We start from the raw sequence: 23682 nt of genomic DNA, 5'->3' as shown, positions 1-23682 counted from the left end.
TATACCATGATTTACTTATAGAATCCCGGCATCATGACTCTGGTGAAGCCTCAGTCTCCCTGCCTTCTTGGTTTTCTGGGATGCCACCATCTTGCTGTTCACCTGTGCTAATTTCCTCTTCCTGACGAGGTGGCAATACAGATGCAATGACTTCTTCCGCGCTATTATCCAGCGAAACTTTTTGGTTTTTTTGGATGTCAGATATGTAGATAGAGTCTCCTACTTGAAGCTCTGTGACATCAACATCGATTGATTCAGGGATATCATCAGGTCTAGCTGAAACAGTGACCTCGTGTAGTGACTGTTGAAGGACACCACCATCTTTCACCCCTTTGCATGTACCAACGAGATTGATGCGTACCTGCGCTTGTAGTTCTGCCTTCATGTCCACGATTAAGAAATCGGCGTGAAATACATGGTTTTTCAGCGAATCCTTCTGATAATCAGAAAGCATGACCTGATGTTTGGTTCCTTCTAAATCTAAAGAAATAATTCCGTTACGGCCTACTTCTTTAATTGTTCTTTGGAAATCTGCATTATTAACCGAAATGGCTGTGCTACCGTTATGGTTACCATATACTACAGCAGGAATTTCTCCGCTTTCTCTCAGGTTTCTTAAATTAGATTGTTTTGCAACTTTGCGTTCTTTTGCCACTAATAAATTACTCTTACTCATAAATTCCTCCGCCTTCCTGAATTTAAATTATTACAGTTTCACTATATTATTAAATCTTCCCTTATGAGAGGAGGATTAAACATATATTGGCATGATGGAAGTCTGATTCATGTGAAAGAAGGGGTATTCGTTACGCTAAACAATCCCTTGCATAGGGTTATTGGTGAATTCTATATAAAAAAGGCGGACCCTAAGGCCCACCTTTTTAAAATATATCAATCGAACAACGTGCTAACAGATTGTTCTTCATGCACACGAATAATCGCCTCAGCAATCAGGGGAGCAACAGATAATTCAACAATTTTATCAATTTTCTTCTCTTCAGAAAGGTCAATAGAATTTGTGATGACTAATTCCTTAATTGATGAATTTTGAATGCGTTCAATTGCCGGACCTGAAAGGACTGGGTGAGTACAACATGCGTAAACTTCTTTAGCTCCATTCTCTACAAGTGCATTAGCTGCAAGTGTGATGGTTCCTGCTGTATCAATGATGTCATCGATCAGGATAGCTGTTTTTCCTTCAATGTTACCGATGATGTTCATTACTTCGGCCACATTCGGTCTTGGACGACGTTTATCAATAATCGCAATCGGCGCTTTCAAACGATCTGCCATCTTACGCGCACGCGTCACACCACCGTGGTCCGGTGAAACAATAACGATATCTTCAAGATTTTTTTCTTTAAAGAAATCAGATAGAATCGGAACCGCAACTAGGTGATCAATTAGAATATCGAAGAAACCTTGAATTTGCGGTGCATGCAGGTCTAGTGTAATTACTCGGTGCGCACCAGCTGTTTCAAGCAGATTTGCTACAAGTTTAGCCGTAATCGGTTCACGTGCGCGAGCTTTTCTATCTTGACGGGCATACCCATAATAAGGCATAACAATATTAATTGTTTTTGCAGACGCACGTTTTAAAGCATCAATCATGATTAAAAGTTCCATCAAGTTCTCGTTGACTGGCTGGCTAGTTGATTGAATGACGTAAACGTCACATCCACGAATACTTTCTTCTATGTTAATTTGAACTTCACCATCACTGAAACTGGTTACGGTACACTTTCCAAGTTCAACGCCTATTGTTGCGGCAATTTCTTGGGCTAAACCAAAGTTTGAATTCAAAGAGAATACTTTTAAATTAGGATCTAAATACTGATTTGACATGATGACCTCCGTTGGTTAGTTATTGAATTTTAATTTCTTAACATAATCTTCTTTGTTCACTTGACGTGCCCGCGCAACTGACAGAGCTTCCTGCGGTACGTCCTTCGTAATAGTTGACCCCGCAGCAACATACGCTCCTTTTGCAATCGTTACAGGTGCGACAAGATTTGAATTACAGCCAATAAAGACATCGTCTTCAATCTTCGTCAAATATTTGTTTTTACCGTCATAATTCACGGTAATAGATCCGCAGCCTATATTTACATTCTCTCCAACCTCGGCATCCCCTATATAACTCAAGTGAGAGGCCTTGCTTCCTTTTCCAAAAACGGTCTTTTTAATTTCAACAAAATTACCGATTTTTACGGAATCATGTATATCCGATTGAGGCCGGATATGCGCAAAGGGACCGATTTTTACAGAACTTCCAATATGGCTATCCTGTGCAACCGACTGGCGTATCTCCGTTCCTTTTCCTATTTCACAATCAATGATTTCCGAATGTGGGCCAATCAGGCAATCTGGTCCGATGACACTTTGTCCTTTAATCATTGTTCCAGGATAAATAACCGTATCCTGTCCGATTTTCACATCGGTTTCAATAAACGTCGTGAGCGGATCAATTATCGTTACACCATTTCTCATATGCACTTCATTGATACGGCTCCGTAATATCTGTTCCGCTTGTGATAAAGCGACCCGGTCGTTCACACCTAAAGTCTCTTCGAAGTTATTTGATTGAAAGGCTGTTACCGTTTCGCCTTCTTGTTTCAAAATTTCAATGACATCTGGTAAATAGTACTCACCTTGGACATTTTCATTTGAAACTTTTTTCAACGCGCTGAATAATGCCTGATTGTCAAAACAATATGTACCGGTATTGATTTCCTTAACATATCGTTCTTCAATGGAAGCATCCTTATGCTCAACAATCTTTTCAACGAGACCATTTTCACTACGTATGACTCTGCCATAACCGTCCGGCTTATCTGCATAAGCTGTCAGAATTGTTGCTTTCGCCTGGCTTTTTTCGTGCAATGCGATAAGCTCTTCCATCGTTTCTGCTTTGATTAAGGGCGTATCCCCACAAATAACAAGTGTAATTCCACTTTTACCCGCTAATACGCTTTCCGCCTGCATAACAGCATGTGCCGTACCTAATTGGTGTTCCTGCAAGGCGTACTTGCATGAATCCCCAAGCTGTTCTTGTACTTTTTCGGCTCCATGGCCAATAACTGTTACAATATCTTCTATTTGAAGTTGATTGACTTGATCGATAACATGTTGTACCATTGGTTTTCCGCAAACAGGGTGTAAAACCTTGTAAAGCTGAGATTTCATCCTAGTGCCTTGCCCAGCGGCCAAAATTATTGCATAGCGATTACTCATAACAGGCCTCCATTTTCACCTTTTTATCCATTAAAAATATTATCTCAAATAAGGTTTCATTTCAAGGTAACATTTGAAAGTAGATGATATAATTAGCCTTCATCCTATAGAGAAAAGACTGAATCCCCCTGCCATTTATCCTATTTTTAGGAATAATGATGATCTTATATTTCCCCATTCATAACGATATTCCTTACAAAACGACGAGTTATTGATAGCCCGTAAACACCCCTTAACGTTACCTCCAATGCCATAACAACCCTATTTACAAGGAAATATCGTTTCATTTTACCCTATTTTAAAAAGGTACTTCTAATATGTAGGTGCCTCTTTATTAATGATTATTTATTTTTCTTTGATTTTCCTTTTATGGTAAGTGAATAATTCATTAAAAAAATTTATTTTTATATAAATTGGTTTAAAGTTTAAATATTCTGGGTATTTGTAATTTGAAGATATTAACACTTACTTATCGGTTTGGCTAAGAGTCAAGTACTCTGTAATAAAAATAAAAAAGAGCACTACTTAAGAAGTAGGCTCTGGCTGCGCTTATTTATAATTACCCATTTAAACAATTAAGAAGCTCCTGCTCCTGCTTCCTCTAATTCGGTTTCAAGTTCTCCTAAACGATGATACTCTGTCAAGACAGCTTCTTGAATTTTCCCGCGTGTGGAAGAATTAATCGGGTGTGCAATGTCACGGAATTCTCCATCTGGAGTTCGTTTACTTGGCATAGCCACAAATAAACCATTATTCCCGTCAATTACTCGAATATCATGAACTACAAATTCATTATCCAGTGTAATTGATGCGATTGCTCTCATACGACCATCCGTATTTACACGGCGTAGCCTTACGTCAGTAACTTCCATTTAAGCTCACCATCCCTTTTTGTTGTTAAATCTTAAAGTACATATTCAACAAAAATTCAGGAACTCCTTCTATTATCTGTAAGTTTTTTAGAAAATTAAGCCTAGTTTTTTTAAAAATAAGAATAAATCCTTAAAATATAGGAAAAGTACCCAATACATTCCCCCTAGAAAGACAAAAAAAAAAGGCCCGTTTAATTAACGAGCGCAATCACTTCTATTTCTACCAGAGCATCTTTAGGTAAACGTGCGACCTCTACGCAAGAGCGAGCTGGCTTATGTGTGGAGAAATATTCCCCGTATACTTCATTAATCGAACCGAAATCATCCATGCTTTTAATAAATACCGTCGCTTTAATGACTGTGTCTAAAGTAGCCCCTGCTTCTTTCAATACGGCTTTAAGATTTTTAAATACCTGATGTGTTTGTTCTTTTACATCTCCAGTGACCATGTCACCTGAAGCAGTAAGAGGAATTTGACCCGAACTAAAGAATAAGTTTTCCACAATCATACCTTGTGAATATGGACCGATTGCTACTGGAGCTTCATTCGTTTGCACTTTTTTCATGAAAAATTCCCCCTAATCCCTTTTTGTAAAATAGTTCCCACGACTGACATTTATTTTTTTATCTCTTTCAACAACTTGTGTCAGCTTGATTAATGAAACATAATCCTCCACGAGACACTCTTCTGTATGTTCCGATTCAACAAGGACAGCAATTCCAGCAACGGTTGCCTTAAATTCATCCAGTAGGCTGACCATCCCATTGATTGTCCCTCCTGCCTTCATGAAATCATCCACAATCAGTACATTGGAGCCCTCGACCAGGCTTCTCTTTGAGAGCACCATGGTCTGAATTCGCTTTGAAGATCCCGAGACATAGTTGATACTAACGGTAGAGCCCTCTGTCACCTTATTATTCCTTCTTACGATGACGACGGGAACATTCAAATAGTTCGCCACTGCGTAGGCTAATGATATCCCTTTAGTAGCCATCGTCATGATAACCGAGACATCTTTCTTGGCATACATGGAAGCAATTATTCGACCGACCTTATTTACAGTTTGTGGGTGACCTAAGATATCGGTCATATAGAGATAGCCGCCCGGTAACAGTCTTTCAGGGCTAGCGATCGTCTCACAAAGTCCATCTATAAAGGTATCGGCTTCCTCCTGCCTAATGGAAACGATATACTTCACGCCACCCGCTGCACCAGGTACAGTCGTCAAAGAGCCTATTCCTCGTTGTTCAAAGGTATCCTTGATAATCGTCAAATCTTCACTTATTGAAGATTTTGCTGAACTATACCTTTCGGCAAAATAGGTCAGTGAAACGAGTTCCCCTGGATGTTCTAATAAATAATTGGTCATATCGACTAGCCTCTCGCTGCGACGAAATTTCATTTGAAACACACCCTCTGTCATTTCCGAATATTATAATGCAACTATACCATCATTGTACGCATTTATTCAAGGTCGTTCCGGTCACCTAACATGCGGACAGCATAGACTTGATCACAAAATCCTCTAAGGCCATTATAGATTCTTTGCATACGGGAATCATGTTCCACCAGGCCAAAGACGGTCGGTCCACTTCCGCTCATTAAAACAGCATCCGCACCGAATGTCTTCATTTGGTCTTTGATATTGGCCACTTCTGGATACAACTGCAAAGTGACCTGCTCCAGCACATTTCCCAACCCTTGACATACATCTTCATAACTATTGTCTTTTATGGCCGAAATCATACCTGGAATATCAGGATGGTCCATTCTAGCAACTTGAAGCCGTTTATAGATATCAGCTGTAGATACGCCAATAGTCGGTTTGGCTAAAATAACCCAGCATTTTGGCGGTGTAGGAAGATGAGTGATTTTTTCCCCGCGTCCTTTGGCCAAGGCCGTACCTCCATATACACAGAACGAAACGTCAGAACCAATTTCGGCCCCGATTTCAGCCAGTTCATCCATGGAAAGTCCTAACTTCCATAGTCTATTTAATCCTCTTAATGTAGCGGCGGCATCACTGCTTCCACCTGCAAGTCCGGCTGCAACCGGAATATTTTTCTCTATTGTAATAGAAACACCTTTATTGATTCCATAACGTTCCTTTAATATGAATGCAGCTTGATACGCCAAGTTCCGATGATCATCCGGAACAAACCGGTTATGAGATAGAATTTGAATGTGGTTCCCTTTTATTTCTTTTAGCTCTATCCTATCGGCAAGGTCGACTGTCGTCATGATCATCTCTACCTCATGGTACCCATCAGGCCGTTTGAAAAGCACATCCAAAGCCAAATTAATTTTAGCCGGGGCTTTTTCCATAATCTTCAATATGTTCACCTACTTTAACGTTCTAAAAGTTCTTGTCCTATTCTATCATATTTGTTTCTATTCTAAAGGTTTTTTCATCGTATTTACAATGTATTGAAGTGGAGATTACCTTAGGGGGGCGAAAAGCACTGCGGGGAGAGGGGGCCGTTGCTCCTTCTTGAAGGACTTTCCATGCAACTTAGTGCCCGTTATTCATTCTATAAAAGGCCAGACTCCGGTTTCTACAATGTAAGCATAAAAGGACATCGCTATACATCGAAGAAAGAGCCTGGCCTATTTCGTAAGGACAGCATGATTCATTTTAGTGAGATTTTATTCTTTATCCACCAATTGACGTTGTGCTTTTTCGATTGCAAGTTTTACCATGTTTCCTGCGTCGCGGGCTCGGATTCCTCCCCAACCCTCTTTCTGGACAACATCATAAAACCCAAGTTCTTTTGCCAATTCTTCCTTAAAACCCTCTGACATAATCCCTTTTTTTCTACTCAAGCGAAACAACCCCTTTCACATGCTGTCACATGCCTAGTGTTTGTTACATACGCTATTTCATAACTACTTCTTTCATCCTGAACTGGTCACTTTTGGGGTTTTTAGACAAATCAAAAAGCAGCAAACATATTGTTTGCTACTTCCTCTAAGTTAAATCTCTTGTTGTTTGTTTAAAAAGGTTAGTTCCACGGCTTCCGTTAATACATCCGCATAGCTGTAAGATACTCTTTCAAACGCATTTTCATCTTGGTCGAGTTCAATTACAAAAACAGCCGGATAAGTTTCCGCCAAAATTCCAAAACGTTCTACAGTCTTTCTTCTTCCACCGTTTGCTTTTAAAAGCAATCTTTTACCTAGGTTTGAATCAAGTGCAGTTTTAATATCAGCTAGAGTTTTTGGCATTTTCGGTCCACCTCACTAAGTATAGTATATCACAAATTGTTAATCTACGCAAACAAAATAATAAATTATATCAGCAGTTAAAAATGTAGTCAATATATTTTTACCTTTATTCTGCAAAAATCGTTAACAATTTTATTATCCCCTAGTAACTAAGAATATATGTAAGCGAACTATTCATCTGAAAAAATGCTGAATTTTCGCCACTGAGTCATCTACTTCCCTTTTCGGTCAAAAAAGTCCAAGCATTCTTGTAGAATCCGAAATTCCAAACAACAAAAGCGAGCTGCATTCTTTCAAAATGCAGCTCATCATTCTTCAAGAAAAGGTTTAAAGGGAAGCCCTGTTCGAAGCGCGCCTTTTGTTTCGATTCCGCCTAACCCCTTTTCGCCAGTCAATGTATTGCGTAGAACATCCCATACATGAAGATTCTCCATATAGGCCGTGAAACTCACCTTGCCCACGATATAAACTGGATCTAGCGCATGAATATTTACACGCGAAGGGGAACTTGCATAATTGGCCCCTGCTTGGATGATGGATTCAAAGTGGGATTGACAAGCACCTGCAAAAATAACTAGTTGATCCAGATGCGATACCTTTTTTCTCGCCTCCCGGACAGTTTGCACGAAATCCTTCGAGTGACGATAGGCGTTGATATCGGACATTGGTCCATTTGATTTAGAATAGGCGTCATGTCCAGTGACGACGAGAATATCTGGACGGTAATGGTCCAGTAGACTGCCAATCCGCTGAGGCATTTCTTTTTCATTACAATAGACGCCATTTACCGGTATGCCAAATTTTTGGTACAAATCCAGGCACTTTCGTAGATAGGAGGCATCTCCATCGACGTGTAGCACTCTTCCTGGTATTTGAAAATATTCACCGCTATAGCGATAGCCATTGCTCGATTGATATCCACTTTTTTGTTGCTGTAGCTCTAGGTCCTGCGTTAATAGGCGGTATGATTGTTCTTGAAGTACTTCATTGGACCTTTGTCGTACACTTCGCTCATTATCGTTAATAATCATTAAATCTTGAAAAGGTGCATCTGCGATTAGCCGGATATCTTCCCCATAAAGAACCGCTTCACGTCTTCCGTTATTGTCCCTGATATCAATCACCCGAAACAAGACGTCGCACTTATAGGAAACTCGACCGACTATATCGTTTATCTGAACATTCATTGCTCCACCCCATGAGAAGACTAATTTAAAGCCCACCCTAGATTGTTTTCCTTCTTAAGTTATGCCAACGCCCCATGATTGGTGAAAGTAAAAAATGACAGTATATCTCATGCATGAACAGGGTCTCTAATTGCTCTAATCAAAAAAAAGCCGGATGAGGGAGTATGGAATTCCCCATCCGGCTTTAGTTTATAGACATACTTATTTAAAATTCGGCAGCAATGCGTCACTCAGCCGCCCGAATTCCTCAATGCTCAATGTTTCCCCTCTTCTGGTTGGGTCCACTTCTGATGCCTTAAGGGCAGCAAGAATCAATTCCTTTTTGGCTTTTCCCTCTGGCAATTGACTTGTTAGGTTATTTAATATCGTTTTACGGCGCTGCGCAAAGCTCGCTCGAGTCACGACGAAAAGAAAGTCCTCATCTTGAACTTCAACAATCGGTGTAATACGTTTTGTGAGGCGAATAACGGCTGAGTCAACGTTCGGTTGCGGCATGAATACCGTTTTTGGAACAATCATCACCGTTTCTGCTTCCGTATAGTATTGTATCGCAATCGATAAAGAACCATATTCCTTTGTCCCAGGTTTAGCTGCAATTCGATCAGCGACTTCCTTTTGTAACATACATACGATGCCCCTTATCGGCAAATCCTCCGACAAGAGTTTTAAGATAATCGGTGTCGTCACATAGTAAGGAAGGTTGGCAACCACCATGATGTCCTTAACATCCGCGAATTCCTCTTCTATAGCCTGTTTAACATCTGCTTTAAGAACATCACCATGGATGATTTTCACATTGTCATATGGAGACAACGTATCTGCTAGTATCGGAAGCAAACGCTGATCTATCTCGAAAGCCGTAACCTTTTTGCTACTTTTGGCCAATTGTTCCGTCAACGCTCCGATACCTGGCCCGATTTCGATTGCTCCACTTTCCTCGGTCAGCTCCGCATGTTCGACAATCCGTTTCAAGATATTCGTATCGATTAGAAAATTCTGACCTAGGCTCTTTTTAAACGAAAATCCATACTTCTTTAGAATGTCTTTTGTCCTGACAGGGGTTGCTATATCCTTATTCATGTTCTTCCTCCTGATTTATCTGTACAATCGCTTCGCAAAAAGCCTCAGTTGATATTTGAAACATCTTTAATCTCTTATATAATTGCTTTCCATTTGTAAAACCAATCTTTAAGATGGTGCCCAATCTTTCTCTACGCTCTCTAGCACCAGCTCCACCGATTAAACCTGCATCTATTAAATCCTGCTGGGATATTTCCTCTTGGGCTTCTTCATCCATTAATTGTGCGTCTTTCAATGCATTACGGATTGCTTCTGGAGAAGCATGTTCCACGCCTATTCCTCTACCTGACTTGGGCAATGCTTCCTTCTTTGTTAAAAAGGCATGCTTACAGCCTTTTACTTGTTCTGAAATGATGTTTCTGATTTTTTGGCCTGGAAAATCCGGATCCGTAAAGATGATAACACCACGTGTCACTTGTGCCAGCCTAACCTGTTCTATACAGGATTCATTCACGGCAGAACCATTCGTTTCGATGGTATCTGCATTGACTGCCCTTTTTATCGCGACCGTATCGTCTTTACCTTCTACGACAATAATTTCTTTAATCTTTTTCATATTTTCCTCCATACAGAAAAGCGAAAGACCCTTGCAATGACTTTCACTCGAGATAGCTTCTGGACCAAGACACCATCACTCAACCCATTTTTCTTTATACTGAAACTTTATGACATATAAATCGTCTATCTTATTAAAACAGTTTTATACTGATGTTTTCAACAAAGGGTAAAATAAAACGTCAAAAAAACAGGAGACTATTTATCTCCTGCGAGAGTAAAAGCTTATTAGTTCAGTAAACGGATTTTCACTTTCTTTACGCCCCAGCGATATGCGTCATTCTTCGATGAGAAGAATACGTCTATTTTATTTCCCTTAATTGCTCCACCCTTATCGGCAGCAGTGGCATATCCATAGCCCTCTACGTACACTTTGGATCCTAAAGGAATCACACTTGGATCAACTGCTATAATTTTGGCATTTGGATTACTCTTCAGGTCTACTCCTGTTGAAGTAACACCCGAACATCCCTGGCAACTTGCCGTATATGCGGTTGATGAGACGTATATTTCTCTACCGTTAGTAGAGTCCACGTTGGTAGCTCTAGGTGCAGTTTGAGTCTCCACTGTTTTTGTCCCGACCACTACGACTTTATCCTGCTTTTTAGTCACAACTTTTTTAGAGAGCAGTTTTCTTTTGACTTCTTTGCCATTCTCTTTGATAATTTCATATTCCTTAGAAGTGACGCCTTTTTTACCTTCTTTTACAATATCCTCTTTCCCTTTTAACAAGGAGTCATCTTTTTTAGTAATGACAGCATAATCAATAGGTTCTTCCACTACATCGGTGACTTTTTCAATTCGAATAACGTTTACCGTATTCTTTGCTTCAACTTTTTCTACTAACCCCGGTTCAACTCGATCTAAATCATTGAGCTTGACACCCTGTTGCTTTAAAAAGTCAGCGACCGTAGTCGAAGTTGACCAAACCTGCCTTTCTTTTCCACCTACAACCAGTTTCAGTAAAAAGGCTCTATTGATGCTAACTTCCATATCCGCCTTGAGCTTCGTATCATTCGAAGGTGTAACTTTATCCTTCTCATCCACCCCAAGCTTTTGTTCCTTTAAAAATTCCTCCACGGTATCAGCGGTTGACCAGACTTCCTCTCGCTCCCCATCCTCTACGATGTCAATCTTTCGAGCCTGCTTGTACACGACCTCCAGGTCATCTGCTACCTCGCTGTCGACCGAAGGATGAACATAATCTGCGGCTTGAACCGTAATCTCTAAATCTTTTAACATATCATTTACAGTAGCCGCGTGTGTCCGCACTACCTCTTTTTTTCCGTCAAGCATGATTGTAACAGTATGCATTGTTCCATTATGGATCAGTATTCCCAGCGCAGTAGTGACAAGAATTCCCGTGCATATTGCAACCGTCATTCTCCTCTTACCTACCAGCTTGGAAATAAGGTTTTTCATAGTTTTTGATAGAATGAAAAACTCCTCCTTCCTCCCGGTGATTATATAGACATACTTATCGAGCTGTCAACCCATCCACTTCTCTTTTAGGAAATTATTAACTATTATGCCTATTCCGTGTAGAAAAGGGAAGGGTGACTTCTCGACATAAATTGCCTATTCTGGGCAAGAGATTTGTAGAATCTCAAAAAATGCTTTCCAGATGCCAAACCCGGGGAGACTATGACCCAAAATGCTGTCAATTAATGCCGAATAATTTCTTGGCATTGTTCGTTGTTGCTTGGGATACTTCTTCTATGGAAAGCTGCTTAATTTCGGCAATCTGCTCTGCGACAAGCTTCACATAGGATGGCTCATTACGTTTTCCTCTAAAAGGATGAGGTGCAAGATAAGGACAATCCGTCTCAATTAATAGACGCTCTAAAGGCACAGCCGCTGCTACTTCTTTTGGTTTCTTCGCATTCTTAAAGGTCACAGGTCCTCCCAATGAAATATAGAAGTTCATATCAATGCATTCCAGTGCAGTTTCAGCACTACCGCTAAAGCAATGCATGATGCCTCCCACTTCTGAAGCATTTTCTTCCTTCAATATACTCACGATATCTGCGGTCGCTTCACGATTATGAATGATAATGGGTAAGCCCACTTTCTTCGCTAGGCGTATTTGCTTCCGAAATACATCCTTTTGTATTTCCTTTGGTGATTTGTCCCAATGATAGTCAAGACCCATTTCCCCTATAGCAACAACTTTAGGATGTGCCGACAGTTCTTCAATCCACCGGAGGTCTTCTTCCGTCATATCTATTGCATCAACAGGATGCCAGCCGACTGCTGCAAACATAAAATCATACGTTTCCACCAATTCCATTGCTCTGGTAATGGTAGGACGATCAAATCCAACGACGATCATATTCTTGACGCCTGCTTCTTGTGCTCGTTCTATGACTTCCTCAAGATCCTCATTGAATTGCTCTGCATTTACATGTACATGTGTATCGAAAAGCATGTTATTTCTTCCTTTCTAGCACTATTTTATTTCTAAATGAGAGTTTTATGTTTCTCAATTAGGTAACAAACATATTACATAGTTACCCTGCTATGTGAGCGGGTAAGTAACGTATTCTATTTTTTGATTGTATAAATAAAGAACATAAAAGTGTTTCATATGAAACACTTTTATGTTCTTTTAATTTATTTCACTTTCGATCCATTAGGAATGGCAGCATCTATTGTTGCAACAGATAGGACGCCATCCTGACTGCCCGCCAAAATCATACCTTGTGAAAGCTCCCCACGCAACTTCACCGGCTTAAGGTTGGTTACGCAAATCACTTTCTTTCCTACTAGTTCTTCCGGTTTGTAGTGTTGGGCAATACCTGAAACAACCTGACGCTTTTCGTAGCCTAAATCCAACTGTAGCTTAAGTAGCTTGTCTGCTTTTTTCACGGGCTCTACTTCCATCACCTGTGCTACGCGAAGTTCAACCTTAGTAAAGTCATCGATGGTGATTTCATCAACTTCTGGAATCTCCACTTCTACCTTTTCTTCCACTTTAGTTGTGCCACCCTGCATTTGTTCTTTAATGTATTGAACTTCCTCTTCCATTTCTAATCGTGGGAAGATAGGGTCCCCTTTTAACACGCTTGTCCCGGATGGAATTTGGCCAAACTCAACCAGACTATCCCATACTTTTAAAGCTTCGTCCTGAATGCCTAGCTGAGCAAAGATCTTTTCCGGTGTCTGAGTTAAAAATGGTTTTAACAGAACGGCTGTCCGGCGTAAAGATTCAGCCAAGTGGACCATGACACTCGCAAGTTCCCCTTTTTTGGTTTCCTCTTTTGCCAGTGTCCACGGTTGGGTTTCATCGATGAACTTATTAGTTCTACTCACAAGCTGCCAAATGGAAGTGAGAGCCACGGAGAATTCCATTTTTTCCATTGCTTCTTCATACTTATTGACCGTATCTTGGTTCATTTCCAGCAGAATCTTTTCAAATTCACCATTTGATCCTTCGTAATTTGGAATCACACCATCGAAATACTTATTGACCATTGCAACCGTTCTGTTCAATAAGTTACCTAAGTCATTCGCCAAATCAAAGTTAATTCGTTCTACAAATCCCTCTGGTGTAAATACCCCATCCGAACCGAACGGAACCTCGCGAAGTAGGTAGTAACGTAAGGAATCCAAACCGTAGCGATCAATCAATGTAACCGGATCAACCACATTACCTTTTGACTTCGACATTTTGCCATCTTTCATAAGCAACCAGCCGTGGGCAAATACTTTTTTTGGTAGCGGCATATCGAGAGCCATTAACATTATCGGCCAGTAAATGGTATGGAAACGAACAATTTCCTTCCCTACTAAATGTACATCCGCCGGCCAGTAATTCCTGTATTTAGAATCATTATCCGTCCCATACCCTAAAGCTGTAATATAGTTAGTCAGGGCATCAATCCAGACATAAATCACATGCTTTGGATCTCCCGGTACTTTAATTCCCCAATCGAATGTTGTACGGGAAACAGCCAAATCTTCTAATCCTGGTTTGATAAAATTATTGATCATTTCATTTTTTCTAGATTCAGGCTGGATGAATTCTGGGTTTTCCTCATAGAACTTCAACAACCGATCCGCATATTTGCTCATTTTGAAGAAATAGGACTCTTCCTTAACCTTCTCTACTGGTCTTCCACAATCCGGACAGTTCCCATTGGCCTCTTCGACTTGCCGTTCCGTAAAGAAAGACTCACATGGGGTACAATATAAGCCTTCATATTGGTCGAGATATATATCGCCCTGGTCAAGGAGTTTCTTGAAGATTTTCGCCACAACTTCTTTATGTCGGTCATCTGTCGTCCTTATGAAATCATCATAGGAGATATCAAGCTTATTCCATAGCTCTTTTATCCCGGATACGATGTTGTCCACGTATTGCTTAGGCGTAATTCCCTCTTCGGCCGCTTTGCGCTGGATTTTCTGGCCATGCTCATCTGTTCCCGTTAGGTACATAACGTCAAAGCCACGCATCCTTTTATAACGGGCCATGGCATCACCTGCCACTGTCGTATACGCATGCCCTATATGTAAATTACCACTTGGATAATATATGGGTGTTGTGATATAAAATGTTTTTGATTTATCCTGCATTGTATTGCCTCCTCATCATTTGCAAAACTAGCTAGGGACTTCCTCCTGCTAATTTGACTACAGTAAAACTATTATCTCTATTTTAACCCTATCTGTCATTCTATGCGACAAGAATCAACAATCATTTGCTCTTGATAAGTGAACGAACGACGAAGGATTATAATTGTCACTAATACTTGCAAAGATGCTGCTACCCCTGTATGTCAGCATTACCTCTTACATCAACAAAATATACCCTACTATTCATATTTTACGCAATATCAACTGCTCATATATGATTTTACAGGAAAAATATCCTATATTCATAATTTATGATTTGAAACTAAAAGATCATTAATCATATAATAGGAGGAGAAATTTAAATCATTTATCATAGTTTGTCGAATCATGGCTAAGTAAGTAGTTGAGGATTTCAGACTAAGACTGAATATTTATGAGCATTCATCCTTTTCATTCTTTATAAAAGGCGTTAATACGGTCATATAGAAAAGTGAAAATAAATCATTGACGAATATGGGAATGGCTGGTATTATAAATTTATAAAAAAAATTGTCGAATAATGACGAAAAAAATAGAAAAAGGTACTACATTGTATTTTGAGAGGGGAAATATTTCAATGAAATCTACAGGAATCGTTCGTAAAGTTGATGAGTTAGGCCGGGTAGTTATTCCAATCGAGCTTCGCCGTACATTAGGCATCGCTGAGAAAGACGCTTTAGAAATCTATGTTGATGATGAGCGCATTATCTTAAAAAAATATAAACCTAACATGACTTGCCAAGTAACTGGTGAAGTTTCTGATAACAACCTTACACTTGCTAATGGTAAATTGATTCTTAGCCGTGAAGGTGCCGAAATGCTTATTAAAGAAATCCAACAAAACTTTACAACTTCTAACTAATTAACATACAAAAAAACTTCCGATATCCGGAAGTTTTTTTTGTCTTCTTATTCGGCATCGACATGAAATGCCTGATATACGTCACGTTTTTGCATATTTCGATCTTTTGCAACTTGCTTTATAGCATCCTTTGATGAATGCTCCTTGTTTTCGATATAATAATTAACATGTCCAACAATGTCGAATGCCGTCCACCATGATTCCTCTGGCTCTTCTTCCTGTTCCTTCGCCCCTTCGATTATCAGACAGAACTCACCGCGCACCTCATTTTCAACCGCCCAATTCATTGCCTCACTTAGCGAACCACGTATGAACTCTTCAAATTTCTTGGTTAATTCGCGACATAGTACAATTTGACGGTCTCCGAGGATTTCTTGCATATGTTTCAATGTTTCCTTCAAACGATGTGGCGACTCATATACAATCCAAGTAGCCTCCATTTTCTTTAGCTTTTCCAACTCTTGTTTCTTTTCTTTTGCTCCCCGCTTTAAGAATCCATAGAAGTAAAAGGGCTGAGGGGCAAGACCCGAGGCGATCAATGCCGTTAATGCAGCGTTAGCACCGGGCAATGGGATGACCTTGAACTGCTCTGCAATTGCTTCCTTCACAAGTTCATATCCCGGATCGGAAATCGTCGGTAATCCTGCATCACTGACAAGAGCGATGACTTGGCCTGAGCGAAGACGTTCAAGCATTTGTCGCCCACTGTATTCTTTATTATGCTCATGGTAACTGACAATAGGTGTGGAAATCTCAAAATAGTTACATAGTTTTTTTGTATTTCTCGTATCCTCAGCTGCAATGACATCCGCTTCCTTTAGAATTCTTAACGCCCGGAAGCTCATATCCTCGAGATTTCCTATTGGTGTAGGGACTAGATATAGAGCTGGCTCCAATCCCTCTTTTTCAAAACTCTTTTGTTGCCACATTGATTATGTCTCCTCCTTTGCCATCCATTTTTCTTTTTGTTTTCTAGTCAGTTGCTTAAACTGATATTCTGCCTGCATGGCCAATGTTTGGTTTTCAAACGTTTCATGGTAAATGAGTTCCACAGGGACCCGTCCACGTGTATATTTTGCTCCCTTACCCTGATTATGCATGTTTATCCTTCGTTCTAAATTGTTTGTGTATCCCGCATAATAGCTATCATCATTGCATTTCAAGACGTAGAAGTAATGCTTATTCGTCTCCATATAAAATCCTTCTGATTTCAGGATTATATTCATTCTGTTCGTTGTAAACGACAAGTGGAGGCAAGATTTTCAAATCCGGGTTTCCGTCTTTGATTCCTTCGATAAGAATCGTATTGGCCTCTTTCGTACTTTTTGGATATACAAATTGCAACCTCTTCGGTTCTATTCGATACTCCTTCATGAGTCTTAGAATATCCATCAATCGCCCCGGTCTATGGACGAATGCCGCTTTGCCGCCCTGACGAAGCAACTGACTTGAAACACGCATGACGTCTTCTAACGTGCACATGATTTCATGACGGGCAATCGCAAAGTGTTCATTCTTATTGATTTCCTCGATGGATGGAGTTGTAAAGTATGGTGGATTGCACGTCACTACATCATATTTGCTGTACCCTATTTGCTTAGGAATTTCTTTTATATCAGCATGTATCATCTTAATCTGTGAAGATACCTCGTTATAATCGATACTTCTTTGGGCCATGTCATATAATCGTTCCTGAATCTCCACGCCTGTAATTGAGCCTTTAGTTCTCGTGCTTAACAACAAAGGTATGACGCCATTTCCAGAGCAGAGATCCACTAACCTTCCCTTTTGAATTGGTACGTTTACAAATCTAGATAATAAAACGGCATCTAATGAAAAAGAAAAAACCGATGGACTCTGGATGATTCGTAGATCCTCCGCCAATAGGTAATCAAGCCGTTCATCTCCTTTAAGTTCTACCATTGCAGTTAACCCTCCTATATATGAAGAAAAAGCAGGATTAGGCCCTTACTTTAACCTTCTTTCGTACAAAAAGGGCCTGACTCATAGTATGCGTCAGACCCCGAATCACTCTATATTGTAAACGGTCTATCTATCACGTAAAAGAGATGGAACATTCTTTTCTATTATTCCATTTTCACTTCTTGTTCAAAAAGGATAAACAGAACAGGCAATCTCCCTCTTTTCGTAAACTGCCAAAATGCAGATTACAAATATGAAAGCCTTCTTGATAGATACGGGCTAGATTATCATAGCCTTCCCCTATATCCATAACCTTATCCGTACTCTCTGTACGGTTTTTCGCTTTTTGTTTCACCTTTATAGAAGTGGGTTCACTCTCGACATCCGTAAGGCCTAATCGATGGCGCAAGTGCTCATTTTCCAACTTAAGCGACTGATTTCCTTCGAGAATATCCGCAAGATTTTCCTTCAATTCTCCAAGCTGTTTATATAATTGGCCTATCTGGGCTTCCATATTGGTAACCGACTCAAAAATATCTTTTTTGTCCACGCTCTCCCACCACCTTAATAATCTGTGGCTTGAATAGAAACGGCTCCCTCTTTTAGAATCTCATCTAAAGTATACTCTAATACTCTCTCCTGCTCGATTAGTTCAATCTGAAGTACGCGTTCTAGAATATTAAGCCCTACTACCTTGCCTTTGCCACCAGGCGTTTCTATCATCTCACCTAAATCAGGAAGCATTTCCTTAGCACTTTCGTACTCATCATTTTCATATTTCAGACAGCACATCAACCGGCCACACAACCCTGAGATTTTTGTAGGATTTAGTGATAAATTCTGATCTTTGGCCATTTTAATGGAAACAGGTTCAAAGTCTCCTAGAAAAGTGGAACAACACAACATTCTGCCACATGGTCCAATGCCACCAAGCATTTTTGCCTCATCCCTGACCCCGATCTGTCGAAGTTCAATCCTGGTTCTGAATATAGCGGCTAGATCTTTGACTAAATCACGGAAATCCACGCGACCATCCGCTGTAAAGTAAAACACTACCTTATTTCTATCAAAAGTATATGATACGTCGACAAGCTTCATATCCAATTTATGCTCATCGACCTTTTGACAACATATATAATAAGCTTCTTCTGCAGCAGCCTTGTTTTCTTCAACAATTAGCTTATCTTTTGCATCTGCAACCCGAAGTACTTTTTTCAATGGCAGGACAACATCATTTTCATCTACTTGTTTACGGGCTGTAACGACCTTACCGAATTCAACACCGCGGACAGTCTCTACTATTACAAAATCGTCCTTAGGAATAGCGAATTCGCCCGGATCAAAGTAGTATATCTTGCCCGCTTTTTTAAAACGGACACCTACAACATCATACAAATCATGATCCCTCCTGCAAATTCAGCACAAGCTGTTCCATTAACAGCTGTGGATTTGTGTTGGACATCAATTTCCTTTTCGCTTCCAAAATAAACTCCATATGTTCGGCGAGTCGTCTCGGAGAAAGATGAAGCGCGTGAGTTTCAAATTCCTTTAGTTTATTTTGAAATACAACCAAGTCCTTCTTGTCCAACTGAATGTATAATAAATCCTTATAAATAAGAAGTAACAAATCAAGTCCTCTGTCTACCTGTTCTCTTTCTTTAAAGTGTGAAAACCAATCCGTCTGAAGGAACAACAAAGCCTTCAAGGAATTCTGTTTTAACACTTCATACAATTTTACCACTATTTTTTGACCTTGTACAAACCATTCATCACGACTCATGTCGATTCCGTCTCCCACATTCTGTGTTATATGAGAGATGATAGAGGCCATCTGTGGATCCAAATCCTGTTCCATCAGCTTTCGTTTTACATTCTCAGGTGACAACGGTTTAAACGATATCAATTGGCACCTTGACATAATTGTCGGAAGGATACGCTGAAACTGTTCGGTCATCAGTATCGCTACCGTATCTCCTATAGGTTCTTCCAAAAACTTTAAGAGACTGTTCGCTGCCCCGACTGACATTTTATCCGCGTCCATAATCATGTACACTTTCCGATTGGCTTCCACACTTTTCTTTGAAAATTCTTCTTGCAGACTCTTAATTTGTTCTTTCTTAATCGAGAGCCCGTCTTTTTCAATTAAATGGATATCTGGGTGGTTACCACTAGAAATTCGTTTGCAGTTCTTACATTGCTCGCATGGCTGAAAGCCCTCTACCGGGGCCTCACATAGTAAGCTTTTAGCAAACGTTCTACTAACCTCCTGCTTACCTGTACCTCTATCTCCTTCAAATATATACGCATGAGCCACTCTGTTTTTCGTGATGCTATTTTGCAACATCGTCATAACCTGTGGCTGAATTTGTCTCATGTCCTGCCATGTTTTATCCAACTTCTTCAACTCACTTACGTATATAAATTAATCAGAAGGCCTTTAATTTCGCCTATCATTTCTAATATCTCAAGCGAACTCTTCTCTTTATTCAATATTTCCTCGCTTAACTCAATCAGTTTTGCATCAATCGTTTCTACGGTTTTCAATGGACGGCTCTGTCCGTATTGATTCCAACTTGTAGACTGCTTCAACTCAAGTCCATACTCAACAGCTTCCCGTACAAAACGCTTCACTAATGCCTTATATTTGGCCAGTTCTCTGAAGGTACGGGACCGAACTAGCCTCTGGCCTGCCCCTTCAATGTCGCCGATTAAACGGTTCAAAGTTTGAACCTGCATCTTCTGATCCTGTGTTTGGACCATCTGTTGAAACCTTCCACTACCTGTTTGCATTTGTTTGTTATCTTGCCGGGCTTTATCCAACTTAATAGGAATGTCATGGTTGATTTTCATAAAGAACCTCCATATATCTGACCGCTAAAATTGTAAAAAATTTTCAACCGGCAGAACAAATATGGTTGCACCGCCTACTTGTATTTCCACTGGATAAGGCACGTAGGATTCAGCATTGCCACCCATGGGTGAAACCGGTGATGCTAATTGGGACCGTGACTGACAACTTTCCTTTATTATTTCAATGGCCTGATCGACACGTGAATCCTCCGTACCAATCATAAAAGTTGTATTCCCTGATTTTAAAAACCCACCTGTGCTGGCGAGCTTGGTTGCCCTAAAATTATGTTCCACTAATTCATTAAGCAGTCGATGGCTATCCTTATCTTGAACGACAGCAATGATCATTTTCATTCTCATCATCCTCCGCTTACTATGAATTTTCATTACTATTACATCTCTATTATAACAATTTGTCCTTGCATGGAATAGGGTGCAGTTGAATATTATGGAAAACCTCGAATCATATTACTGTTTTTTCAAAGCAACCATTAATTGATTCTTCGTTTCATGAAAAACTTCCTCTATAGTCCGATCAGCATCAATGATAATGAAACGGCCTTTCCATCTGTTGATAATTGCCTGATAGCCCTCATATACCTTTTCGTGAAATTCCAAGGCTTCCAAGTCCAGCCTGTTCACTTCCCGGTCTCCATTGGACTGTATACGTCTCAGACCCTCTTCGGGCTTTATATCAAAAAAGAACGTAGCATCGGGCATCATGTCACCAATTGCAAATTTATTGATATTGTACACCTCTTCTATATCTAAGCCCCTTGCATGGCCTTGATAGGCTAACGAGCTGTCTATAAATCGATCACAGAGAACGATGGTCCCATTTTCTAGGGCCGGGATGACTTTCTCGACCAAATGCTGACGCCTAGCTGCAGCATACAGCAAAGCTTCCGTCCTTGAATCCATTGCTGTATTGTCTTTATTTAAGATGACTTCTCTTATTTGCTCGGATATTGGGATACCGCCTGGTTCACGCGTTAATAAAACTTGATAGCCTTCTTCTTGTAGAGCCTGGCCGAGCATGTGGATGATTGTCGTTTTCCCTGCTCCCTCCGGACCCTCCATTGTTATAAAAATACCACGATTCATTGATGTACCTCCAAGGTTCTTTGTATGTAGTATATCATCTTAACCAATCTGGCTGCTCTCATAAACAATCAGCTTCCCACTTGAAAGTAAAGAACCACCATGAAACCTAGAGCCCAGTGCTAACCATCTCTCTAGATTTACCATGTGCTCTGCTGTAATCATTTCCCCGGTCATAATTAAAGGGATACCAGGTGGATATGGGATAACCATTTCAGCGGAGACCGACCCAATAGCCTTTCCAAACTCAATAGGCTTTGTACTTTTTTGTTTCAGGACAGAATATGGATTGGCTAGGGTTGTCATCTTGCCACCATCAATTCCAATTTCTACAGAAGGTTCTTCTTGTTCTCCTGATCTATTTTTTGTTGCTTGTTTTATTTTTTGAATAACTTCATGGAATGGAAAATCCTGATCTGCCTTCACTAATGGAAGAGTCAGCAATAGATTGTAGGGATCTGCAAGTTCCGAATAGATGTTTTCCGCTTCGCAAAACTCTTGCAACTGAAATCCACTTAGGCCCCTTATAGACCTAATAGCTACTTTCAAGGGGTCAACTGTCGTGCCCAGCGGTGCCTCTAGCACACGTATCGTATCGAGGTTAGCCAGCTCTGCCCTGAAGTCTGAAATCCTTTTGATAAGATGATTTTGATCCTCTGTTGTAAATGAAGCTAGATATCCCCGTGCTAAATCAAGGGATCCCATAATCGGATAAGAAGGACTGCTCGATTGAAGCATTTGTAAATAGAAGGTCACCTTATCGATTTCCAACAAATCGGATTGAACATGAAGAAAAGAACCCATGGTCATGGCGGGCAACGTTTTATGTGCCGAGTGGACTACTGCGTCCGCCCCTGCCAGGACTGCCGAATCAGGAAAAAGACTTCCCAATTGGAAATGAGCACCATGTGCTTCATCCACCAACACAGGAATGCCCTTTTCATGTGCCAGTAGCACAAGGTCGGATAAGCCGTCTTCGCCAAGTCCATAATAATTTGGATTTGTAACTATGAGAGCCTTGGCATCTGAATGAACAGCCAGCGCCTCTTCCAATTGTTCAGAACTTATGCCACCTGCCACTCCCCAATCCTTGTAATAAATCGGTTGTAAAAAGACTGGCTGTAGATTTGCCAACATCAGTCCGTGCAAGATGGATTTATGACAATTCCGTTGAACAAGTACCTTATCCCCTTCTCTACAAGCAGCAAGGATCATCGCTAGATTTCCTACAGTTGATCCATTGACTAAGAAGTAACTCTTCTTCACTCCATATAAGTCGGCTAGAAGCAGCTCAGACTCTAATATGGCCCCTTCTGGAGCATGCAGATCATCCAGACCCCTTATTTCCGTAGCATCTATACCAAGTATGGAATTATAAAGTGCACGGCCTTTTTCGTTAAAAACGTGCCCATTTTTATGGCCTGGGACGTGTAGTGAAACAGGGCTCTTTTTATTTAAATCGCTCATTGCATCGAACAATGGTGTATAGGATTGATTCATTTACCTCATCCTTCAATTTCTTAATACTTTCATTCTATCAAATATGTCCAGGTTTATCCCCGGTCATCTATTTCCTGTTCATTTAAGCGCAGAAAAAAGTTAGAGAATAAGGACATTCCAAACTCCTCATTCTCTAACTCTACGACTATCGACAACTACTATTCCTTATGAACAGATTTCAGGATTCGTGATTTTCCTTAACTGTTTCAGATAATGTTTATACCTGGGATCATTCGTATCCGTACCAATCATATCCCTTTCGCATTCCTCACATATAAATGTCGTATATAGGTGTATCCCCATTCCTTTTACTTGTTCACATACCACGCACGATTCCCCTGCTGTTGTTTTGGTTGTTGTTATCCCCAACATCTCCACCTCCATAGCTGCATTCTCCCCAAAAATCATTGTCCACATACATGATTTTAAATAGTTTAAGAGAACTCGGGGCTCTTTTAATAATGTATGTTGAAGGCTTACGTTAGGTGTATGTCTATATAAAAAATCCCTGCCTAGAAATCTTTTCTTCCGATTAAGACCTTTTACTCAAACAAAAAAAGGCCAGCACAATGGCTGACCTTTCAAATGGCTTGGCGGCGTCCTACTCTCACAGGGGGAAACCCCCAACTACCATCGGCGCTGAAGAGCTTAACTGCCGTGTTCGGAATGGGAACGGGT

Annotated in this window: 27 protein-coding genes and 1 rRNA gene; 1 reads left to right on the top strand and 27 read right to left on the bottom strand. The window is 40.4% G+C overall.

The window, feature by feature from the left end:
• Positions 1-31: 31 nt before the first annotated feature.
• The 15 genes from ACQKL5_RS20385 to metG all read right to left on the bottom strand — a co-directional run bounded on the left by ACQKL5_RS20385 (position 32) and on the right by metG (position 14729).
• A complete protein-coding gene (locus ACQKL5_RS20385) occupies positions 32-676 on the bottom strand; it encodes a 50S ribosomal protein L25/general stress protein Ctc (protein ID WP_427610668.1) in 645 nt (214 codons plus the stop codon).
• Positions 677-891: 215 nt separating this feature from the next.
• Positions 892-1845: a ribose-phosphate diphosphokinase gene (locus tag ACQKL5_RS20380; protein WP_427610667.1), complete on the bottom strand. Its 954-nt coding sequence runs from the start codon at positions 1843-1845 to the stop codon at positions 892-894.
• 15 nt (positions 1846-1860) lie between these two features.
• Positions 1861-3234 (bottom strand): bifunctional UDP-N-acetylglucosamine diphosphorylase/glucosamine-1-phosphate N-acetyltransferase GlmU, encoded by a 1374-nt coding sequence (gene glmU / locus ACQKL5_RS20375; RefSeq protein ID WP_427610666.1) that lies wholly within the window; start codon positions 3232-3234, stop codon positions 1861-1863.
• Between the two features lie 575 nt (positions 3235-3809).
• Positions 3810-4106, bottom strand: coding sequence for a septation regulator SpoVG (gene spoVG, locus ACQKL5_RS20370; RefSeq protein WP_034316332.1), 297 nt, complete (start codon positions 4104-4106; stop codon positions 3810-3812).
• A gap of 191 nt (positions 4107-4297) precedes the next feature.
• On the bottom strand, positions 4298-4672 hold the full coding sequence (locus tag ACQKL5_RS20365; RefSeq protein WP_427610665.1) for a RidA family protein: 375 nt from the start codon (positions 4670-4672) through the stop codon (positions 4298-4300).
• Between the two features lie 12 nt (positions 4673-4684).
• On the bottom strand, positions 4685-5509 hold the full coding sequence (gene purR / locus ACQKL5_RS20360; RefSeq protein ID WP_427610664.1) for a pur operon repressor: 825 nt from the start codon (positions 5507-5509) through the stop codon (positions 4685-4687).
• A 62-nt stretch (positions 5510-5571) separates the two neighbouring features.
• Positions 5572-6441 (bottom strand): 4-(cytidine 5'-diphospho)-2-C-methyl-D-erythritol kinase, encoded by an 870-nt coding sequence (gene ispE, locus ACQKL5_RS20355; RefSeq protein WP_427610692.1) that lies wholly within the window; start codon positions 6439-6441, stop codon positions 5572-5574.
• Positions 6442-6753: 312 nt separating this feature from the next.
• Positions 6754-6930, bottom strand: a complete 177-nt coding sequence (locus tag ACQKL5_RS20350; protein ID WP_427610663.1) for a small, acid-soluble spore protein, alpha/beta type — start codon at positions 6928-6930, stop codon at positions 6754-6756.
• Between the two features lie 150 nt (positions 6931-7080).
• Complete coding sequence (gene veg / locus ACQKL5_RS20345; RefSeq protein ID WP_402875897.1) at positions 7081-7332, bottom strand: biofilm formation stimulator Veg; 252 nt, start codon at positions 7330-7332, stop codon at positions 7081-7083.
• 308 nt (positions 7333-7640) lie between these two features.
• A complete protein-coding gene (gene yabG / locus ACQKL5_RS20340) occupies positions 7641-8519 on the bottom strand; it encodes a sporulation peptidase YabG (protein WP_427610662.1) in 879 nt (292 codons plus the stop codon).
• Positions 8520-8720: 201 nt separating this feature from the next.
• Positions 8721-9599, bottom strand: a complete 879-nt coding sequence (gene rsmA, locus ACQKL5_RS20335) for a 16S rRNA (adenine(1518)-N(6)/adenine(1519)-N(6))-dimethyltransferase RsmA (protein ID WP_427610661.1) — start codon at positions 9597-9599, stop codon at positions 8721-8723.
• Positions 9592-10155: a ribonuclease M5 gene (rnmV, locus tag ACQKL5_RS20330; RefSeq protein ID WP_427610660.1), complete on the bottom strand. Its 564-nt coding sequence runs from the start codon at positions 10153-10155 to the stop codon at positions 9592-9594. Before rnmV ends, rsmA begins: the two co-directional genes overlap by 8 nt.
• A gap of 227 nt (positions 10156-10382) precedes the next feature.
• On the bottom strand, positions 10383-11576 hold the full coding sequence (locus ACQKL5_RS20325; protein ID WP_427610659.1) for a ubiquitin-like domain-containing protein: 1194 nt from the start codon (positions 11574-11576) through the stop codon (positions 10383-10385).
• A gap of 238 nt (positions 11577-11814) precedes the next feature.
• Positions 11815-12582, bottom strand: a complete 768-nt coding sequence (locus ACQKL5_RS20320) for a TatD family hydrolase (protein WP_427610658.1) — start codon at positions 12580-12582, stop codon at positions 11815-11817.
• Between the two features lie 185 nt (positions 12583-12767).
• A complete protein-coding gene (metG, locus tag ACQKL5_RS20315) occupies positions 12768-14729 on the bottom strand; it encodes a methionine--tRNA ligase (protein WP_427610657.1) in 1962 nt (653 codons plus the stop codon).
• Between the two features lie 616 nt (positions 14730-15345).
• Here metG and ACQKL5_RS20310 point away from each other — a divergent pair.
• Entirely contained in the window at positions 15346-15630 is a 285-nt protein-coding gene (locus tag ACQKL5_RS20310) for an AbrB/MazE/SpoVT family DNA-binding domain-containing protein (protein WP_402970913.1), read from the top strand.
• Between the two features lie 47 nt (positions 15631-15677).
• On the opposite strand, the gene rsmI is transcribed toward ACQKL5_RS20310, so the two are convergent.
• The 12 genes from rsmI to rrf all read right to left on the bottom strand — a co-directional run.
• Positions 15678-16559: a 16S rRNA (cytidine(1402)-2'-O)-methyltransferase gene (rsmI, locus tag ACQKL5_RS20305; protein WP_427610656.1), complete on the bottom strand. Its 882-nt coding sequence runs from the start codon at positions 16557-16559 to the stop codon at positions 15678-15680.
• A gap of 3 nt (positions 16560-16562) precedes the next feature.
• Positions 16563-16823, bottom strand: coding sequence for a GIY-YIG nuclease family protein (locus ACQKL5_RS20300; protein WP_427610655.1), 261 nt, complete (start codon positions 16821-16823; stop codon positions 16563-16565).
• Positions 16810-17553 carry a tRNA1(Val) (adenine(37)-N6)-methyltransferase gene (locus ACQKL5_RS20295; RefSeq protein ID WP_427610654.1) on the bottom strand — a complete coding sequence of 248 codons (744 nt, stop codon included), beginning with the start codon at positions 17551-17553 and terminating at the stop codon, positions 16810-16812. The genes ACQKL5_RS20300 and ACQKL5_RS20295 overlap by 14 nt, the downstream gene beginning before the upstream one ends.
• 175 nt (positions 17554-17728) lie before the next feature.
• The gene (gene yabA / locus ACQKL5_RS20290) at positions 17729-18103 is read right to left on the bottom strand and encodes a DNA replication initiation control protein YabA (RefSeq protein WP_427610653.1); all 375 of its coding nucleotides are present in this window, start codon (positions 18101-18103) and stop codon (positions 17729-17731) included.
• A 14-nt stretch (positions 18104-18117) separates the two neighbouring features.
• Positions 18118-18948 carry a PSP1 domain-containing protein gene (locus ACQKL5_RS20285; RefSeq protein WP_402970928.1) on the bottom strand — a complete coding sequence of 277 codons (831 nt, stop codon included), beginning with the start codon at positions 18946-18948 and terminating at the stop codon, positions 18118-18120.
• Between the two features lies 1 nt (position 18949).
• Positions 18950-19927, bottom strand: coding sequence for a DNA polymerase III subunit delta' (gene holB, locus ACQKL5_RS20280; RefSeq protein ID WP_427610652.1), 978 nt, complete (start codon positions 19925-19927; stop codon positions 18950-18952).
• A 35-nt stretch (positions 19928-19962) separates the two neighbouring features.
• Complete coding sequence (locus ACQKL5_RS20275) at positions 19963-20403, bottom strand: YaaR family protein (RefSeq protein ID WP_427610651.1); 441 nt, start codon at positions 20401-20403, stop codon at positions 19963-19965.
• A 24-nt stretch (positions 20404-20427) separates the two neighbouring features.
• Positions 20428-20757 (bottom strand): cyclic-di-AMP receptor, encoded by a 330-nt coding sequence (locus ACQKL5_RS20270; RefSeq protein ID WP_427610691.1) that lies wholly within the window; start codon positions 20755-20757, stop codon positions 20428-20430.
• A gap of 114 nt (positions 20758-20871) precedes the next feature.
• A complete protein-coding gene (gene tmk, locus ACQKL5_RS20265) occupies positions 20872-21507 on the bottom strand; it encodes a dTMP kinase (RefSeq protein ID WP_427610650.1) in 636 nt (211 codons plus the stop codon).
• Between the two features lie 39 nt (positions 21508-21546).
• Complete coding sequence (locus tag ACQKL5_RS20260; protein WP_427610649.1) at positions 21547-23004, bottom strand: aminotransferase class I/II-fold pyridoxal phosphate-dependent enzyme; 1458 nt, start codon at positions 23002-23004, stop codon at positions 21547-21549.
• Between the two features lie 165 nt (positions 23005-23169).
• A complete protein-coding gene (locus ACQKL5_RS20255; protein ID WP_427610648.1) occupies positions 23170-23388 on the bottom strand; it encodes a sigma factor G inhibitor Gin in 219 nt (72 codons plus the stop codon).
• 204 nt (positions 23389-23592) lie between these two features.
• Positions 23593-23682, bottom strand: a 5S ribosomal RNA gene (gene rrf, locus ACQKL5_RS20250); the annotation flags it as partial.

This window comes from Peribacillus sp. NPDC097675 (assembly GCF_050277655.1).
Classification (GTDB): Bacteria; Bacillota; Bacilli; order Bacillales; family DSM-1321; genus Peribacillus.
The sequence above is the reverse complement of the archived record's forward strand: the minus strand, read 5'-3'. Positions and strand labels throughout refer to the sequence as shown.

Excerpts from the sequence above, each read along its gene's own strand:
- ACQKL5_RS20385 (WP_427610668.1), bottom strand. The coding sequence starts at position 676 with ATGAGTAAGAGTAATTTATTAGTGGCAAAAGAACGCAAAGTTGCAAAA.
- ACQKL5_RS20380 (WP_427610667.1), bottom strand. The coding sequence starts at position 1,845 with ATGTCAAATCAGTATTTAGATCCTAATTTAAAAGTATTCTCTTTGAAT.
- glmU (WP_427610666.1), bottom strand. The coding sequence starts at position 3,234 with ATGAGTAATCGCTATGCAATAATTTTGGCCGCTGGGCAAGGCACTAGG.
- spoVG (WP_034316332.1), bottom strand. The coding sequence starts at position 4,106 with ATGGAAGTTACTGACGTAAGGCTACGCCGTGTAAATACGGATGGTCGT.
- ACQKL5_RS20365 (WP_427610665.1), bottom strand. The coding sequence starts at position 4,672 with ATGAAAAAAGTGCAAACGAATGAAGCTCCAGTAGCAATCGGTCCATAT.
- purR (WP_427610664.1), bottom strand. The coding sequence starts at position 5,509 with ATGAAATTTCGTCGCAGCGAGAGGCTAGTCGATATGACCAATTATTTA.
- veg (WP_402875897.1), bottom strand. The coding sequence starts at position 7,332 with ATGCCAAAAACTCTAGCTGATATTAAAACTGCACTTGATTCAAACCTA.
- yabG (WP_427610662.1), bottom strand. The coding sequence starts at position 8,519 with ATGAATGTTCAGATAAACGATATAGTCGGTCGAGTTTCCTATAAGTGC.
- rsmA (WP_427610661.1), bottom strand. The coding sequence starts at position 9,599 with ATGAATAAGGATATAGCAACCCCTGTCAGGACAAAAGACATTCTAAAG.
- rnmV (WP_427610660.1), bottom strand. The coding sequence starts at position 10,155 with ATGAAAAAGATTAAAGAAATTATTGTCGTAGAAGGTAAAGACGATACG.
- ACQKL5_RS20325 (WP_427610659.1), bottom strand. The coding sequence starts at position 11,576 with ATGAAAAACCTTATTTCCAAGCTGGTAGGTAAGAGGAGAATGACGGTT.
- ACQKL5_RS20320 (WP_427610658.1), bottom strand. The coding sequence starts at position 12,582 with ATGCTTTTCGATACACATGTACATGTAAATGCAGAGCAATTCAATGAG.
- metG (WP_427610657.1), bottom strand. The coding sequence starts at position 14,729 with ATGCAGGATAAATCAAAAACATTTTATATCACAACACCCATATATTAT.
- ACQKL5_RS20310 (WP_402970913.1), top strand. The coding sequence starts at position 15,346 with ATGAAATCTACAGGAATCGTTCGTAAAGTTGATGAGTTAGGCCGGGTA.
- rsmI (WP_427610656.1), bottom strand. The coding sequence starts at position 16,559 with ATGTGGCAACAAAAGAGTTTTGAAAAAGAGGGATTGGAGCCAGCTCTA.
- ACQKL5_RS20300 (WP_427610655.1), bottom strand. The coding sequence starts at position 16,823 with ATGGAGACGAATAAGCATTACTTCTACGTCTTGAAATGCAATGATGAT.
- ACQKL5_RS20295 (WP_427610654.1), bottom strand. The coding sequence starts at position 17,553 with ATGGTAGAACTTAAAGGAGATGAACGGCTTGATTACCTATTGGCGGAG.
- holB (WP_427610652.1), bottom strand. The coding sequence starts at position 19,927 with ATGAGACAAATTCAGCCACAGGTTATGACGATGTTGCAAAATAGCATC.
- ACQKL5_RS20275 (WP_427610651.1), bottom strand. The coding sequence starts at position 20,403 with ATGAAAATCAACCATGACATTCCTATTAAGTTGGATAAAGCCCGGCAA.
- ACQKL5_RS20270 (WP_427610691.1), bottom strand. The coding sequence starts at position 20,757 with ATGAAAATGATCATTGCTGTCGTTCAAGATAAGGATAGCCATCGACTG.
- tmk (WP_427610650.1), bottom strand. The coding sequence starts at position 21,507 with ATGAATCGTGGTATTTTTATAACAATGGAGGGTCCGGAGGGAGCAGGG.
- ACQKL5_RS20260 (WP_427610649.1), bottom strand. The coding sequence starts at position 23,004 with ATGAATCAATCCTATACACCATTGTTCGATGCAATGAGCGATTTAAAT.
- ACQKL5_RS20255 (WP_427610648.1), bottom strand. The coding sequence starts at position 23,388 with ATGGAGGTGGAGATGTTGGGGATAACAACAACCAAAACAACAGCAGGG.